The sequence below is a fragment of the Romboutsia sp. Marseille-P6047 genome, from assembly GCF_900604535.1.
Lineage (GTDB): Bacteria > Bacillota > Clostridia > Peptostreptococcales > Peptostreptococcaceae > Romboutsia_E.
Window position 1 is genome coordinate 1 of record NZ_UWOT01000007.1, and the last position, 16,388, is coordinate 16,388.

Below are 16,388 nucleotides of genomic sequence, written 5' to 3' on the forward strand. Positions count from 1 at the left end.
GACATAATAAGACCGTCTACATATTCAGTTACAAATAAAATTAATATTAGTAAAATACTTATAGCAATTATAGGAATAAATTTTTGACTTTCACCACTTGCAAATATATCAACTATAAATCCCATAATAAAATCAAATGCTATAACAGATAAAGCCGCCAAAGATATTGTAAGCACCCTTATGAAAAATAAAATCTTATATTTAAATACGTATTTCCATAATTTTTTCATTATACTCCCCCAATCTTTAAGTTATATCATTTTATTATAGTACTTTGAGTTGACTCTAAGTCAATATATTTTTTAATTATATTAAATAAAAAAGACTATAGATAATTTTACCTATAGTCTTTTTTTATTTATTTTACAAGTTCATTATATTCTTCTTCTGTTTTTGGAGCATTTAGTTCTCCATTTTTAAATTTATCCATTTGTTCGTTTACAAAGTCTAATATTTCTTGTGGTACTAAATTTGAAGTAGTATCAGGTATTCCTACAGCATCTTCATTTAATCCATATACTGAACTAGTTCCACCTTCAAAGTTTCCTTCAGTTAAAGCTTTTACAGTTTCATATACCCCTGCATCAACTCTCTTTATAGCTGAAGTTAAAACATTTTCTGGAGCTAAGTCACTTTGGTCTCTATCTACACCTATAGCGTATTTACCAAGTTCTCTCGCTGCTTCTATCGCTCCTGTTCCAACATCTCCACCTGCTATAAATATTATATCAGCCCCATTTTTATACATTTGAGTAGCTATTGCTTTACCTTTAGCTTGGTCAGTAAATGAGTTTGCATATTGAGCTTGTATCTCAGCATCTGGATTAGAAGCTTTTACTCCTGCCATAAATCCATATTTAAAAGTATCTATAACTGAAATTTGCATTCCACCTATAAATCCAACATTGTTTGTTTCACTCATTTTACCGGCTATTAAACCTGCTAAGTAAGCTGATTGCTCTGCATTAAATAATATCGACTTTACATTTGATGGTATTTCTTCATAAGTTTCATCTACTATTGCAAATTTTTGATCTGGATATGATTTAGCTGCTTCTTCTATTGTAGGAGCTAACTTCATACCTACACCTATTATTAAATCAGTCCCTTGATCTACTAATGTTTCTACATTTTGCATGTAATCTGCATCTTGAGTAGATTCTAAGTATTTAACTTCAACACCCAATTCTTTTTCAGCTTTTTGTAATCCTTCCCAAGCTGATTGGTTAAATGATTGGTCATTTACCCCAGCAACATCAGTTATCATTGCTACTGATATTTTATCATCTTCTTCTGTGTTTGATGAACATCCTACTAATAAAGATGTTGATAATACTGCTGTTGTTGCTATTGCTAATAATTTTTTTAATTTCATTGATTGTACCTCCGTTGTCTTAAATAACTCTTTATGATGACACTCCGTACAATTACATATTAAGTATAAGTTTTATACTAAATTATAAAAAAATCCTCTTATCAGAGGTGATAAAAGGATTATTACACAAGTTTACTCTTCACTAAATATGTAACCATTCTTTATAGCCTCTCTGGACCAAATTAAAGTATCAAAATTATTTCTTAGAAGAGAATACTATTATTTATGATTTATGTCAATATTTTTTAATTAAAATTTGAAAATTTATTTTATATTTATATTTTTGTCGAATATTAGTGTTGATATCACTATAATAATTAGATTATGACGAAACAAAAAAATCCATTTCAGAAGTCATATTCATGTAATATTTAAATATATGATTTTATTAATTTTATAATTATTTTTTACTTATAGGTAGTAATATTTCAAATACTGTTTTATAATTTTTCTTAGCATCAACAAGTCTTATAGCTCCACTATGAGCTTCTATTATTTTTTTACTCAATGCCAATCCTAATCCAGACCCTTGTTTTGTTCGAGATTGCTCTCCTACTACAAATGGGTCAAAAATATTTTTGGCTATTGATTTTGATATTCCTACCCCATTATCTCCTATTATTATTCTTACCTTATCATCTATTTCTTTTATATTAAATAAAATAGATACCTTATTTTTATTATGTTTAAGTGTATTAGAAACTAAATTTTCAAATACCCGTTTTAATTGAACTTTATCAATATCACAATAAATAACACTTTCTGGTATGTCCGCATTTAGTTCTACTCCACTAATATATAATTCATTATATTTTTGAGCAAGATAAGCTCTAATATATTCACATATATCCATTTTTTCTAAAACTAATTTGTACTCTGGATGCTCCATTTTACTATATTCATGAAATGTATTAATAAGTTCATCTAAATTATCTGCCTTTTGATAAATAGTCATAAGATATTGATTCTTTTCATCTTCATTCACTAAATTATCACACACGGCTTTTGAATATCCTTTAATAACAGTTATTGGTGTCTTTAAATCATGTGATATATCAGCAAGCATTTTCTGCTTTTCTTCTTCTAGTCTTTTACTTCTTTGTTCACTTTCATATAATTTACTCGACATATCATTGAAACTACGGAAAATATCCGCAAACTCTTTTGGTCCTTCATATTGTAGATAAGTCCTTCTAATACCATTTTTAAAATCTACAATAGCTCCATTTAATATTTTTAATGGTTTTTTTATCTTTTTATTCATCCATAATATAAATAAAATAGCTAATATTATGTATACTACAATAAATGCGATAATAGATTCATTTGTAGCATTACTTAATCTTTTAGCAATTGAGTCCCCAAATCTAGGTATATAGCTTATTAATGTAAAATCTTCATTATTTTTGTTCTTAAATTTATACTTTCTTACATCATATTCTTTAAACTCTTCTCCAGTAAGGTATTTAAACTCATTTTCAGTAAAAGATTTTCTATTAGTTTTTATATTTGTGTAAATTAAATTTAAGTCTTTGTCTATAATATATATTTTATCTCTATTCTCATCACTATAATAATTTATAGTTACAGAGGTATTTTTTTCATTTTTAGAATTATAGTATTCTTCTACTCTTATTTCACATTGTGGTAAATAACTTTGTATACATTCAAGTTCATCTTTTGTATATTCCTTATTTATCTTATCACCTTTACTTTTATATACAACATTATTATCTTTATCTAAAACTTCTATATATGATCCCTTACCCATTAACTTTTCTATAGGCATTCCTCCATACTCTTCTTTAGAAACTAAGCTAGCATAATCTACTAAATCATTTACTTTAGGCTCTCTCATAATAGCATCATATCTATAGTTAGATATTAACATTATAGTTCCTAGTAAAATAGCAATAGCCATTGTAAAAAATATATAGTTCCTAACCAGAAGAGTGAATAGACTTCCTTTTATACCCTTATTTATCTTCAATTTTATAACCTATTCCCCTTACAGTTTTTATATATTCAGGATTTTTAGAATCATCTTCTACTTTTTCACGAAGTCTAGAAATATGAACCATCATTGTATTATCATCATTAGAAAAATATTCTCCATTTATATCTTCATAAATTTGTACTTTTGTATATACTCTTCCTGGTGTTTTCATAAGCAACAATAATATTTTATATTCTGTTGGCGTAACAGTTATTTCTTGTCCTCTTTTAAACAGTGCTAATTTTTGTCTATCTAATACTAAGTCACCTACTACTAATTTACTACTTTCATCACTATATTTGCTTGGATTATTCAAATGATAAAACCTACGCAAATTAGAATTCACCCTAGCCACTATTTCTAACGGATTGAAAGGCTTTGTAATGTAATCATCTGCACCTAAATTGAGCCCTAATATTTTATCACTATCTTCATTTTTTGCAGATAAAATAATTATTGGTACATTATACTTTTCTCTTACTCTCTTTGTAAGCTCATATCCATCCATTTTAGGCATCATTATATCCATAACTACTAAGTCTATTTTTATATTTTCTACTATTTTTAATGCTTCAATGCCGTTATTTGCTGAATATACATTATAACCATCATTTTCTAAATATATTTTTAATAATTTTATTATATCTATATCATCTTCTACTACAAGTATATTATAACTCATGATTATTTTCCTCCATATTTTCTTATTTCTCATTATACTCTTTTATTGTTTTAAATTTATATTCCCGAAATTTTTATATAACTATTACTTACATTATAATAGCATAAATTTAAGCTCTTATTATAATAAGCTAATGGAGACGAATTATCCAAGTTTTCTCTTATATTTTTTATATTTTTTTTCATATCATCTAATAAAATATCATTTTCTAATAAAAATGTTAAATCTTCATATATATCTGTTCCTCTTGTCCATATTACTTTTCCTATTCTATGCTCTTGAATAAATTTTGCATTTCCAATTTCTTGACATAAAAAAGGTCTTATAACATATAGTGGCGTAGTAGAATGTATTGCTTCAAATAATGTAATTCCACCAGACTTTGTAATAAGTAAGTCTGCTTTTTTCATATAATCATAAACATTATCACAGTATCCTAATACATTTATATTTGGATAACTTTCTTTAATTTGTTTTATTAACCTTTTATTTTTACCAGCAATAAAAGTAATATTTATATTCTCTATATTTGATAAATAATCTAATATTTTATCCCCTTGAGGTATTAGGCCTAATCCCCCTCCCATTATTAGTATTTCTTTATTATTTTTTCTTATTTCGGTAATCGCTTGGTCTTTAAAATCATGTTTTACAGGTATACCACATACTATTATTTTTTCTTTTCCTACACCTTTTTTAATCAATGATTCTTTGGTTTGTTTACTACCTACAAAATACATATCTGTATTTTCACAAATCCATTCTTCGTTTACATCTATATCTGTTATATAAGTAAATAAAGGAATATTCTTATTTTTTATTTTTTTATATGCAGATACATATTGACTACAAATTGGAAAAGTTGATATTATCATATCTATGTTTTTATCATTTAATAAAATATCTATTTTTTTTGCTACTAATGCCTTAATAGGCGTACTAGGATTTCTTGATGCTATTATATTAAAATAATTATACATTAATAAAAATTTACTTACTACGAAATTAAATACTCTATATATTATTTTACTTATTTTAGGAAATATATAATCTACTACATCTATTATCTCTATATTTGCATATGGCTCATCTAAAAGTATTTCCTCTTTTATAGCTTGAGCTGCGGAATAGTGTCCCATGCCAAATGCACCTGTCAATATCAAAATTTTCATAATAAAATTACCTCTCATATTTTTTATTAATATTATTATAAAATATGATTCTTACACTATCCTTTAAAGATTCTTACAAATTCTTAATATTCACCTTACAATTTTTAAAATAAAAAATCACCCTATAAATTATATAGGTGATTTTTGTATTTTTTCTAACCTAATTAAATACTCTTTTATTCTAATTCCTTCTTTAGAACTACCTAAGTATCCACCAATACTTCCATCTGATTTAATTACTCTATGACATGGTATAAATATTGGTATTGGATTTTTAGCATTTGCATTTCCAACAGCACGTGATGCATTCTTGTTTCCAACTTTTATTGCTAGTTCTTTATATGTTAATTTGTGCCCATATTTAATAGTTTTTAAATTATTCCAAACATTTACTTGAAATTTACTTCCTTTAATACTTAAGTCTAAGTCAAAATCTTTTCTTTTTCCCTGGAAATATTCATTTAGCTGCTTACTTGCTTCTTTCAATGTATAAGTTTCTTTTAATTCAAAATTATCATCAACTTTGTAAAAATCTAAATTTGTTATTTTACTGTTTTCTTCTCTTATTATAATTCTACCTATTACTGTATCATAATACCAACCATATACCATTCAACTTCACCCTAAATCTCTAAATTACTTATATTTTATTTGTTAATTTTATTATTATTACTAACAAATTACAAGGCCTAAAAAAGTTTACTTAAAATAAGTAGAAATGGAGAGAATATGAGATTCTCTCCATTTCTACTTATTTTAAATATTAGCTGTATGAAGTATTGAACTGTAATTTATGATTAATCTATCAAATGATTTATGATCTGACTTATATCCAATACCATCTCTTTTTTCATCCTCATTTACTAACTTGTATTCTTCGCATGCTTTTTTTATCTTTTCTTTATCTTTTAAAGATATTGTCTTATAAATTATTTTTTCTTCTTTTGGTATATATTTTTCATATTCTGGTTTAACAAAGTACCTTACATCTTTTATCATCCCTGCATTATATAAAGATTGAATAACAGATCCATTTTTTAAATGTTGTAAATGCCAATCTAATTTATAAGTATGTGCTATATGAGTAACACTTTTTAATTCTTTTTCAAATTTTAAAGCTACCTGCTCCATTAAGTCAAAGCTAGTAGATCCTGTATTATTTATTCTAGGTAGTAATACTACATTTTCACGTTTTATCCCTAATTGATTTACAGCTGAAAGAAATTCTCTTTCTCTATATTCGTATTTATCTATATTACTCATATTTTCAAAGAGTTTTTCATTGTTAAATACCTTTATTCCTGTTCCATAAGATACCTGAACTATATAAACATGATCAGCACCTACTTCATTTATGGCTTCAATTATTGCACTTGATGCCCATAAAGTTTCATCATCTTGATGCTGAGCATAAAATACTACATTTTCTTTAAATTTTATATCTGCATAACTTTCTTCATCACTAAATCCTAATATAGAAATACTTGAAACTAATATTATACTTATACATATTATTAACTTAAAAATATTTTTCTTCATTATGACTATCTCCCCGTTACAAAAATATTAAATTTAAGCTAATTATACATAATAAATATTACTATATCCTTAACATAATATTACAATTTATTAATATTATATTAAAAAAATCTCAGATCCAGGACCTAGTGGTAATTCAAAGATATACCAAACTATAAATAATGTTGTCCATCCAACTAAAAAACCTATTGAGTACGGTGCCATAGTAGTTATTAATGTTCCAATACCAACTTTCTTATCATATTTTTGGCAAAATGCAACTATCAAAGCAAAGAACGGCATAAGTGGTGCGATTACATTTGTACATGAATCACCAATTCTATAAACAACTTGTGTTAACTCTGGTGATAATCCAATTCTCATAAACATTGGTACAAATATAGGTGCCATAAGTACCCATTTAGCTGAATCAACTGCTATAAATATATTTATTATAGATGTTAATATTATAAAACATATTATAAGAGGTAGTCCTACAAACCCTGTACTTTCTAAAAATCTGGCTCCGCTTACTAATATAATAGTTCCTATATTTGAATAATCAAAATATTTTACAAACTGAGCTGCAAAGAATATAAGTACTAAAAAGCTACTTATTCCTCCTATTCCTTTTACCATTAGTTCTATAATATCTTTATCATTTTTTATAGTTCCTGATCCTATTCCATAAAATATTCCTGGAACTAAAAAGACTCCGCCCATTATAGGTATTATACTACTCATAAATGGAGATGTTAGTATCCCTCCAGTCTCTGGATTTCTTAATATACCATTTTTAGGTACTATTAGCGCTAAAATTATAAAAATATATATTAGTAATGAAATAATACCAAACTTCATACCTCTTTTTTCTTCTTTAGATATATCTTCTACTATATATCTTTCTTCACACTCATACTCTCCAAGCCTTGGTTCTACTACTTTTTCTGTTATATACGTAGCAATAATTGTTATTACAAACGTTGATGCTACCATAAAGTACCAATTTGAAGTCGGTTGTACAAAATAATTTGGATCCAGAATACGAGCTGCTTCTGTAGATATTCCTGCAAACATTGGGTCGTTACTTCCTATTAGTAAATTAGCACTCCATCCTCCAGAAACACCTGCAAATGCTGCGGCTAATCCAGCAATTGGATGTCTTTTAAAACTCATAAATATTATTGCACCTAATGGGACTAGAACTACATATCCTGTTGATGATGCCACATTTGACATAATACCAAGTAATACAACCATTGATGTAACAAACCTTTTTGGAGTTACTTTTGCAATTTTTCTTAAACCTGCTTATAAAAATCCTGTTCCTTCTGCTACTCCTACACATAAAATTATTGTAAATACTGCTCCTAATGGATAAAAACTAGTAAAATTGCTTATAACATTTGTAAATATAAATCTTATACCATCTGCTGATAACAAACTTTGAGCTGTTACAGTATTTTGAACTATTGCTTCTGTTGTAGTATCTACTGCCTCATATGTAACATTTGTACCCATGCCCCCCATTATTGCTGATAATATAACTATAGATACACTTAAAATTATAAATAATGTTGCTGGATGAGGTAATAAATTACCTATCATTTCAACATAATCTAGTACTCTTAATAATTTACTTTTTTCTTTTTTTAATTGAATATTTTTATCCATACTTTGCTATCCCCCTAACTTTCTGTATTTTATCTCATCTAATAACAGGTTCTCGTTAATTATATATTCTCCTCTTAAAATAAAAAACTAGACGAAAATTTTCATCTAGCTTTTATATTAGTCAATATTTATCAATTCATATTCTCTAAAGCCAAGACCTAAGCTTTCAGCTGATATTACAGTATGAATACCATTTCTAGATTCCATTCTTTCAATTAGATATGATTTACCTGGATCTTTAGATTGATATACTAAATCTACTGAAGCTTGATCTAAGGCTACTGGATCGGTTGATGCTAAAATACCTATATCAGCCATTTTAGGCTCATCTGGATTAGCATCACAGTCACAATCTACAGATAGTTTATTTGCTACATTTATATATACAATATTTTCTCTTCCCATAAAATCCATAACTGATTTATCCGCATCAGCCATTGATTCTAAGAAAGAATCATGGTCAGCAGTAAACATATCCTCAAAATTTCCACCTTCTCCAGATGTGTGTATGTGTAATTTTCCTCTAGAAGATCCTAGTCCTATAGACATATTTTTTAGTGCTCCACCAAACCCTCCCATTGCATGACCTTTAAAATGAGAAAGTATAAGCATTGAATCATAATTTTGCAAATGATTACCAACATAGTTCTCTCTCAAATTCTTACCACATTTTACTAAAATAGTCATATCACCATCTTCATCTAATATATCACATGGTGATATAGCTTTAAATCCATGCTTTTCTATAGTTTCCCAATGTACATTACTTTCATTTCTTCCACCAGGGTAAGCAGTATTGCATTCAACTATTGTTCCATTTAATTTATTAACAAGATCTTTAATTAAATTAGGTTCTAAGAAATTATGTCCACCAGGCTCTCCTGTAGAAATTTTAACAGCTACTTTTCCTTTTAGAGTTACTCCCATAGCCTTATATATTTCAATTAAACTATTTGATGTTATTTCTTTAGTAAAATATACTTTAGATTTTACCATAATAAATTTCTCCTTTTTATTTTTAGGATTTTGATGTCTAAGTATAAATATGTTAAGCTGTTATTCCTAAAGTTATTATTTATTTTTAACAAAATTAATTTCAAATCTATTCTTAGTATAGTACTTGAAGCTAACTCTAAGTCAAGGTATTTATCATGAAATATTTATTTATTTTTAATAAAAAACTCTCCAAGATACTATTTTCTTGAAGAGCATTTTCTATATTATTTCCATTTGAATTCATTCTAAATTTATTAGTGTTATAATAAATACTTTTACAACCACATTGCGAACAATTTCATATATATTTAATTTTAAATCGTTCATTTTATATCCCCTTTTAAACATTTAATATTAATATATATGAAATAATAAAATGGTATTATGAATTATCTATTATATCATTTTATTTAAATTATAATAAACCTTGAGATTTATAAATTTCTAAGTTTTTTATTATATAACTTAATGTACAAAACTCTTTATCTATTCTTTCCCCTATTAGCATTAATCCATCTATTAATTGCTTTTCTTTAAAGTTTTCTAAAAGTATCATTATACTTACAAAATTAATTCCACCATCTTTAGTATCTAATGTTCTAGATTTTTTAACAAATTCATTTTCCATTGCACTTTTTATTGCACATTCTAATCTTTCACTAAGTTCTATCACTGGCATTTCCTTGAATATTTTTACTTTAGATGAATCTATATTAAGATTTTTTGATTTAGATATATCTGTATTTAAGAATATTACATTTTTAAATTTTGCTCCTGAAAAATCTACATCATCTAAATTAGTAGATTCAAATACCGTATTTTCAAATTTTGCATTCTTAAATTTGCTTTTCTTTAAATTTGCTCCTATTATTTCTGATGATTTAAATGTACATCCATAAAAATTGCAAGATTTAAAATGTGCTCCTCTTAAACTTGTAAAGTTAAAATTTGAGTTTGAAAAATCCGTATTGTAACAATTACTTCTTTTTAAATCTTGATACATAAAATTTTTATTCATTTTTATTGCTTTATTATATTTTAATCCTATTTCTGTTTTTGGTTTATTATTCATTTTGCCTCCATATTTTAAAAGTTTATATAGTTATATATAAATCATTGTATTAATTATTTTTTATATAAGTATTCCTAATATTAACATATAACCTATACCATAACAAGGTTATTATACGTTGATATTGATGATAAATACTTATAATTTTGATATAATAACATTAAATTTAAATAGGAGATAATAAAAATGAATAATAAACTTAATAATCAGGATACTTCTAATAAATATAAATGGAATAATGCTATGATTTTAGATAAAATCCAATACGTTTTAAAAGATGAAAATTTAGATGAATTAGAACTTACTGAGGAATTTTTAGAACATATAAAATCTCAACTAAGTGAAAGTATTTCATCTGAAGAAATAAATAAATCAGCATACATAGTAGCTCAAAATATTGACGAATTAAAAGTTTTACCTAATGAAGATATAAAAGATTATATATTAAGATTAAAAAATTATTTAAATAATACTACTTTAAAGTGTATCAAATCTGAATATAAAGGAATTGAATTTGATGTTTATCAAGATTCATCTGTTGATGATGTTTTTAGTGAATACTACTCTAAATATGACCAGACGTACGGAATATCACAGATGCTTTCAGATTTAGGTCTAAAATAATTTATTAATAATATTAAATAAAATAATAAGTGAATGCTATTAAAGTATTCACTTATTTCTTTATATTCTTATATAAAATTATAATTTAACTAGATTTTATATAAAAATATAACTACAATTAATATGCAAGACTTTATAATAATTGGATGATTTTATATGTTTGTTAAAAATGAATGCCTTATAGATGAAGCTAAAAAAAGTAAGAAGTTACCTAACATTGTCTGGGCAATTATTCTTACATTAATATTTATGAATATAGGTTCACTTATTGGGGCCATTGGTGTAACCCCTTTATATCTTATCTTAAATAGATTTAATATATTTCAAAGTAACCAAGATTTATTATTTTTATTAATAACATTAGTTTCATTTATATTTATATCTCCTAGTATTTATAAGAGTAAAGTTCATAGAAAAAAGACAATTTTCTTCTATTGGATTTAATAAAAATAATTGGAGCAAAAAATATTCTTTAGGATTTATTATTGGAATACTTATGATGTGTGCTGTGGTTTTAATATTATTTATATTTGGATTTGTAAGTCTTGAAAATAATCCAACTCAACCAATTGGTATATCTGCTTTAAGTGGAGTTTTAATTATTTTAATAGGATGGATTATTCAAGGTGCTACTGAAGAAATTGTAACTAGAGGATGGCTAATGAACATTTTAGGAGCAAGATACAATATTGGTATAGGTTTATTTATATCATCAACTTTATTTGGTTTATTACATTTAACTAATCCTAATGTAAGCTTTATTGCTGTAATAAATATAGTATTAGTTGGTATTTTTTATGGCCTATATGTTATAAAAACTAATGATTTATGGACTGTTTGTGGTATGCATTCTGCTTGGAATTTTGCCCAAGGTAATTTATTTGGATTTGAAGTTAGTGGTATAAATGTTGAGGTTTCAAGTTTAATAGATTTAAACTTAGTTGGAAATAGGTTTATATCTGGTGGAATTTTTGGACCTGAGGCAGGTCTTAGTGCTACTGTTGTATTACTTCTTTCTATTGGTATTTTAACTTATTTAGATAAAAAAGAATATTTTAATTCCCATTCTATATATTAGATCAAATAATGTATTTACATTTAAAAGGAGGTATCGCTTTTATGAAAGTCTTCATCTTATCATGTGGTGTTTTTGAACCCGAGTTAAATGAAGTTTTAAAAGAAATTAAAGAAGAAAAAATCTTTGACGATGATATTAATCTAAAATATTTGCCCTTTGGCCTTCATGTAAATTTAAATAAGTTAAAATCAGAGATAGTTAATAATTTAAATAAGATTGATGCAGATAAAATTATTTTACTATATGGAAGTAAATGCCATTATAAGTTCCATGATTTTTTAAAAAATTATGATAATGTTATTACTTTTAGTGAAGCAAATTGTATGGAATTAATAATCAAAGATAAAAAAAATAAAAGAAGTATTATTGATAATAAAAATTTATATATAACGTCTGGATGGGTTACTAAGTTTGATGAATTAAATAAGTTTGCAAATGCTGTTGATATTTATGATATTAGACAACAATATGGTCAATATGAAAATATTATAGTCGCAGATACTAGCTCTTGTGATATAACTGATGATATGATTTTTGACCTATTCGAAAAAATTCAGGTTCCTATAGAAGTAGAACATACTGATATTAATATTTTTAAAAGTAAAATTGTTAATGCTATAAAAACTTCTTTATAACTTTATTATTTACATAAAAAAGTATGTATCACTATTATTAGTGATACATACTTTTATTTTATTGTTAATGGCAATATTGGCTTCTAATAATTTTATATTTGATTTACTATTAATTATTTAATCAACTTTACTCTATCTTATCATTTAAAGTCTCACTAAATTCTTTAAAGTTAGGATTATATTGTATAAATGATTTGTTCTTATACAGAAACGCTTTGTTTGGGCAATGACTCATACATCTTTGACAAAGTATACAGTTTTTATTAAAATTAGCATTCTCTTCTATTTTAATACAATTAACAGGACAACTCTTTTCACATAGTTTACAATTATTACATTTATTTATATCAATATTAATCTTCTTAGTTAAAAATCTCGTATAGTAATTATAAAATATCTTATAAATCTTATCTACCATAGTTACATTAAAATTATTTTTGGGATAAACTTTTATTTTTCCATTAAAAAAATCTTTTATTTCTTTTTTTATTAATACTTCACTCTCTTTTATTAATTGTTTCTCTTCTTCTTTTGACGACATTTCAAACATGAAATTATAGAAATTATTAGGCATTGGTATATACATACAATATCTAATATTAATAAATGGAAATCTATTCATAAAATGTTGAAATGCAAAACTTTCCCTCTTAGCTCCTTGAGTAGTAAAAAGCATACAGTTTCCTTGATATTCTCCTAGATACTTTTCTACATATTCAAGTAATATATCTGGATATCTTTCTACATATATAGGACCTCCTATTATCAATGATTCATAGTCATTTGGATTTATTATATCTTTTTCTATATTTATTAATTTAACTTCTTTTCTATATCTTTCTAACTCAGTTTTTATATTTTTGGATACAAACTTTGTATTTCCTGTTCCAGAAAAATATATAATCCCTATCTTATTCATAACTTTTAATCATCTCCATAAAAATTTATTATAACTAGATATTCTATCATATAAAATTATATTATTTAGTAACCTATTAATTTATTACGTTTTATTTAAACTTATTCTGAATAAATTTATAATAAATAATGGTTTTGAATAAAGTAAAAAACTACTAGATGTGTGATTAAATCTAGTAGCTTTTATTAAAAAATAAATAATTATTTTAAAATATACTTCAAATTTTTATCTAAAATGCTTCCATTTATCTTAAAAACTCTATTCTCATCTTTAGGTAAATAAATAGATATACTATTATATCCTACATTATATTTACCTTCTGTTTTTAAGCTTATTGATATATCAAAATCAGTAGTAATTACATTAAATTTATATAAAAAATGATTATTTTCATAGTCATTTGTAATTCCATCATCTTCAAAGAATTTATATTCAAATGTAGAATTTCCTTTTGGAGGGAATATATAAAATGCTCTTTCATCATTTTCTTTGCTATTAAAGGTTACATCGGCTTCATTTATAGGTATTATACTGCCACCTTGAACTAATACTGGTGAATACTCTAAAGGAGCTGGTATCGTAACTGTCTTTCCACCTTCATACCATTCATGAGTATTAAAATCATACCATCCAAAATCATTTTTAGGAAGATATACAAGTCTCTCTTTATCACCTTTATTCACTACGCAAGCAACTAATAATGCATTACCTAGCATAAATTCATCATTTTCTTCAAATGTATTTTTATCTACATTTCCAAAATCATATAGTGTTGGCTTTACTATCGGTTCGTAATATTTGTGTGCTTTATAAAGTAAGTCATATAAATATGGTATTAGACGATTTCTTTGCTTCAATAAATTAGATATAGTTTTTGTGTATTCTGGATACATCCATGGCTCATTTACAGTCTTGTCATCATTCCAAGAATGTATTGTAAATCGAGGATACATTATTCCCTGTTGTACCCACCTTACAAATAACTCTGGCTCTGGTGCATTTCCAGAGAATCCACCTATATCATGACCATGATTGTATATTCCAGACAAACTTAATCCATTTCCCATTTTTATATTATATTTTAGTGTTTTCCATGAAGTGTAATTATCTCCACTCCAAGTTTGAACGTATCTTTGTATCCCTGGACATCCAGATCTTGATATTAAATATGGTCTTTCACTTGGATTAAACTCTTTTTGAGCTTCAAATGATGATTTCATCATCAGTAATGGCATTATAGATCTAACAAGCTCTAAATCTATCTCTTTTCCAAATCCATTTAATTTATTATTTCCCCATATTTCATATTCATTATTATCATTCCATGTAGAATCTATTCCATACTCTAAAAGCTGTTTCGTTACTTGTTCTTTCCACCAATTTATAGTGTCAATATTAGTAAAGTCTAAGTGTGCACCTAATTCATCCCAGTATTGACATAAATAAGGTGTATCAGAATTTTCTTCTTTTACAAATAACCCTCTTTCTTTTAACTCCTCAAACATTGGATGATCTAATAATAAAGCCGGCTTTATGTTTGCACATAATCTTAAACCTTTTTTATGAAAATACTCTGTCAGTTTCTCAGGTGAAGGTATCTTATCTCTATTCCAGTTAAATACATACCTCTTATCACCTATTGATGTATATCCTGACGATAATTGGAATGATCCACTTAGTATATCGTTTTCTTCACATAAATCAACAAACTTCTTTAACTGCTCTTCTGCATCTGGTGAATCTGTATATGTCATAGTTGATCCTGAATAGTGTAAACTCCATTTAGGTGAAAATGTTGTCTTACCACTCATCCAACTGAATGTTTTAACTATAGATGGTATATCTTTTTTAGCAATTACATAATAATCTAGATCTCCATTTATTGAATAAAAATATCTATAGTGTCCATGATAATTATCTAACTCTTGACCCATATCAAATATTGCATTAGACATATTATCATAGAATATACCATAAGATAAATTAGTTTCTTCATCTCTAGTTATATAAAAAGGTATATGTTTATATAGTGGATCTGTACTCTCTGCATCATAGCCCATAGCATCTATGTTTAGCATTCTATACCTTTTTCCATATCTATTTAAATTTCCTGCCTTCTCACCTAAGCCAAAATACTGTTCTCTTCTATTTCTATTTATATAGTGATATATACCATCACCAAGCTCTCCTTTAAAATTATATGCTTGAGTCTGTCTATCTCTCATAAATTCAACTCTTTTATTATCATCTACATAATACCAAGTAATCCTAAAATTAAGTAAATTTATTGATGCCTCCACTTTTGAAGTAGATATTTTTACAAATTCATCACTTTCATCTAATTTAAATTCTGGCAAGCTAAATCCTGTTGTATCAAACTTATCTCTTCCTTCAAAAGGTATATCATCCATGCCAGGAGCAACTAACCATGTTTTATCTAACTTTAATCCATCTTCTTTATGTATTATAACTCTTAATATATCCTCTTCTAATACTTGTACTTTAGCAACTATATCTTCACTAGAAAAGCTAACTATATTATCTTTATTGTTTATAAGTTTAAACTTAAAATTTCTAATCGACATATTTAATCTCCATATACTCATAAATTTTATTATATTTAAATTTTATATTAGTATACTTAATT

The 16,388-nt window shown here is 25.8% G+C and carries 15 protein-coding genes and 1 pseudogene; 4 read left to right on the forward strand and 12 right to left on the reverse strand.

Going from position 1 to position 16,388, the window contains the following annotated elements; all coding sequences use genetic code 11:
• The 10 genes and pseudogenes from EIH23_RS08580 to EIH23_RS08625 form a co-directional block, all read right to left on the reverse strand.
• Positions 1–230: hypothetical protein (locus tag EIH23_RS08580; RefSeq protein ID WP_206425653.1), on the reverse strand; the 230-nt coding region annotated here is incomplete at its 3' end.
• A 128-nt stretch (positions 231–358) separates the two neighbouring features.
• Entirely contained in the window at positions 359–1,375 is a 1,017-nt protein-coding gene (locus tag EIH23_RS08585; protein ID WP_122639884.1) for a BMP family lipoprotein, read from the reverse strand.
• A 400-nt stretch (positions 1,376–1,775) separates the two neighbouring features.
• Positions 1,776–3,365 carry a sensor histidine kinase gene (locus EIH23_RS08590; protein ID WP_122639885.1) on the reverse strand — a complete coding sequence of 530 codons (1,590 nt, stop codon included), beginning with the start codon at positions 3,363–3,365 and terminating at the stop codon, positions 1,776–1,778.
• Positions 3,352–4,053: a response regulator transcription factor gene (locus tag EIH23_RS08595; protein ID WP_122639886.1), complete on the reverse strand. Its 702-nt coding sequence runs from the start codon at positions 4,051–4,053 to the stop codon at positions 3,352–3,354. Before EIH23_RS08595 ends, EIH23_RS08590 begins: the two co-directional genes overlap by 14 nt.
• 56 nt (positions 4,054–4,109) lie before the next feature.
• Complete coding sequence (locus EIH23_RS08600) at positions 4,110–5,225, reverse strand: MGDG synthase family glycosyltransferase (protein ID WP_122639887.1); 1,116 nt, start codon at positions 5,223–5,225, stop codon at positions 4,110–4,112.
• 129 nt (positions 5,226–5,354) lie between these two features.
• Complete coding sequence (locus EIH23_RS08605) at positions 5,355–5,837, reverse strand: methylated-DNA--[protein]-cysteine S-methyltransferase (RefSeq protein ID WP_122639888.1); 483 nt, start codon at positions 5,835–5,837, stop codon at positions 5,355–5,357.
• 144 nt (positions 5,838–5,981) lie between these two features.
• Positions 5,982–6,764 (reverse strand): PIG-L family deacetylase, encoded by a 783-nt coding sequence (locus EIH23_RS08610; RefSeq protein ID WP_122639889.1) that lies wholly within the window; start codon positions 6,762–6,764, stop codon positions 5,982–5,984.
• Positions 6,765–6,860: 96 nt separating this feature from the next.
• A pseudogene (locus tag EIH23_RS08615) lies at positions 6,861–8,417 on the reverse strand (AbgT family transporter).
• A gap of 117 nt (positions 8,418–8,534) precedes the next feature.
• On the reverse strand, positions 8,535–9,413 hold the full coding sequence (locus EIH23_RS08620; RefSeq protein WP_122639890.1) for a DUF362 domain-containing protein: 879 nt from the start codon (positions 9,411–9,413) through the stop codon (positions 8,535–8,537).
• A gap of 415 nt (positions 9,414–9,828) precedes the next feature.
• On the reverse strand, positions 9,829–10,485 hold the full coding sequence (locus EIH23_RS08625; protein WP_122639891.1) for a pentapeptide repeat-containing protein: 657 nt from the start codon (positions 10,483–10,485) through the stop codon (positions 9,829–9,831).
• A gap of 186 nt (positions 10,486–10,671) precedes the next feature.
• Between EIH23_RS08625 and EIH23_RS08630 the strand changes: the two genes are divergently transcribed.
• From EIH23_RS08630 to EIH23_RS08640, 4 genes are all read left to right on the forward strand, one after another.
• Positions 10,672–11,109, forward strand: coding sequence for a hypothetical protein (locus EIH23_RS08630; protein WP_122639892.1), 438 nt, complete (start codon positions 10,672–10,674; stop codon positions 11,107–11,109).
• A gap of 156 nt (positions 11,110–11,265) precedes the next feature.
• The gene (locus EIH23_RS16575) at positions 11,266–11,553 is read left to right on the forward strand and encodes a hypothetical protein (protein WP_243113360.1); all 288 of its coding nucleotides are present in this window, start codon (positions 11,266–11,268) and stop codon (positions 11,551–11,553) included.
• 64 nt (positions 11,554–11,617) lie between these two features.
• The gene (locus EIH23_RS16580; protein ID WP_243113361.1) at positions 11,618–12,187 is read left to right on the forward strand and encodes a CPBP family intramembrane glutamic endopeptidase; all 570 of its coding nucleotides are present in this window, start codon (positions 11,618–11,620) and stop codon (positions 12,185–12,187) included.
• 41 nt (positions 12,188–12,228) lie between these two features.
• The gene (locus EIH23_RS08640; RefSeq protein WP_122639893.1) at positions 12,229–12,822 is read left to right on the forward strand and encodes a DUF1638 domain-containing protein; all 594 of its coding nucleotides are present in this window, start codon (positions 12,229–12,231) and stop codon (positions 12,820–12,822) included.
• Between the two features lie 127 nt (positions 12,823–12,949).
• Here EIH23_RS08640 and EIH23_RS08645 read toward each other — a convergent pair whose 3' ends face one another.
• Together EIH23_RS08645 and EIH23_RS08650 are read right to left on the reverse strand one after the other, a co-directional pair.
• Positions 12,950–13,741, reverse strand: coding sequence for an EFR1 family ferrodoxin (locus EIH23_RS08645; RefSeq protein WP_122639894.1), 792 nt, complete (start codon positions 13,739–13,741; stop codon positions 12,950–12,952).
• A 200-nt stretch (positions 13,742–13,941) separates the two neighbouring features.
• Positions 13,942–16,326 carry a glycoside hydrolase family 31 protein gene (locus EIH23_RS08650; protein WP_122639895.1) on the reverse strand — a complete coding sequence of 795 codons (2,385 nt, stop codon included), beginning with the start codon at positions 16,324–16,326 and terminating at the stop codon, positions 13,942–13,944.
• Between the last annotated feature and the right edge of the window lie 62 nt (positions 16,327–16,388).

Coding starts and splice junctions, on each gene's coding strand:
- EIH23_RS08595 (WP_122639886.1), bottom strand. CDS start 4,053: ATGAGTTATAATATACTTGTAGTAGAAGATGATATAGATATAATAAAA.
- EIH23_RS08625 (WP_122639891.1), bottom strand. CDS start 10,485: ATGAATAATAAACCAAAAACAGAAATAGGATTAAAATATAATAAAGCA.
- EIH23_RS08640 (WP_122639893.1), top strand. CDS start 12,229: ATGAAAGTCTTCATCTTATCATGTGGTGTTTTTGAACCCGAGTTAAAT.
- EIH23_RS08620 (WP_122639890.1), bottom strand. CDS start 9,413: ATGGTAAAATCTAAAGTATATTTTACTAAAGAAATAACATCAAATAGT.
- EIH23_RS08600 (WP_122639887.1), bottom strand. CDS start 5,225: ATGAAAATTTTGATATTGACAGGTGCATTTGGCATGGGACACTATTCC.
- EIH23_RS08605 (WP_122639888.1), bottom strand. CDS start 5,837: ATGGTATATGGTTGGTATTATGATACAGTAATAGGTAGAATTATAATA.
- EIH23_RS08585 (WP_122639884.1), bottom strand. CDS start 1,375: ATGAAATTAAAAAAATTATTAGCAATAGCAACAACAGCAGTATTATCA.
- EIH23_RS16575 (WP_243113360.1), top strand. CDS start 11,266: ATGTTTGTTAAAAATGAATGCCTTATAGATGAAGCTAAAAAAAGTAAG.
- EIH23_RS08650 (WP_122639895.1), bottom strand. CDS start 16,326: ATGTCGATTAGAAATTTTAAGTTTAAACTTATAAACAATAAAGATAAT.
- EIH23_RS08645 (WP_122639894.1), bottom strand. CDS start 13,741: ATGAATAAGATAGGGATTATATATTTTTCTGGAACAGGAAATACAAAG.
- EIH23_RS08630 (WP_122639892.1), top strand. CDS start 10,672: ATGAATAATAAACTTAATAATCAGGATACTTCTAATAAATATAAATGG.
- EIH23_RS08610 (WP_122639889.1), bottom strand. CDS start 6,764: ATGAAGAAAAATATTTTTAAGTTAATAATATGTATAAGTATAATATTA.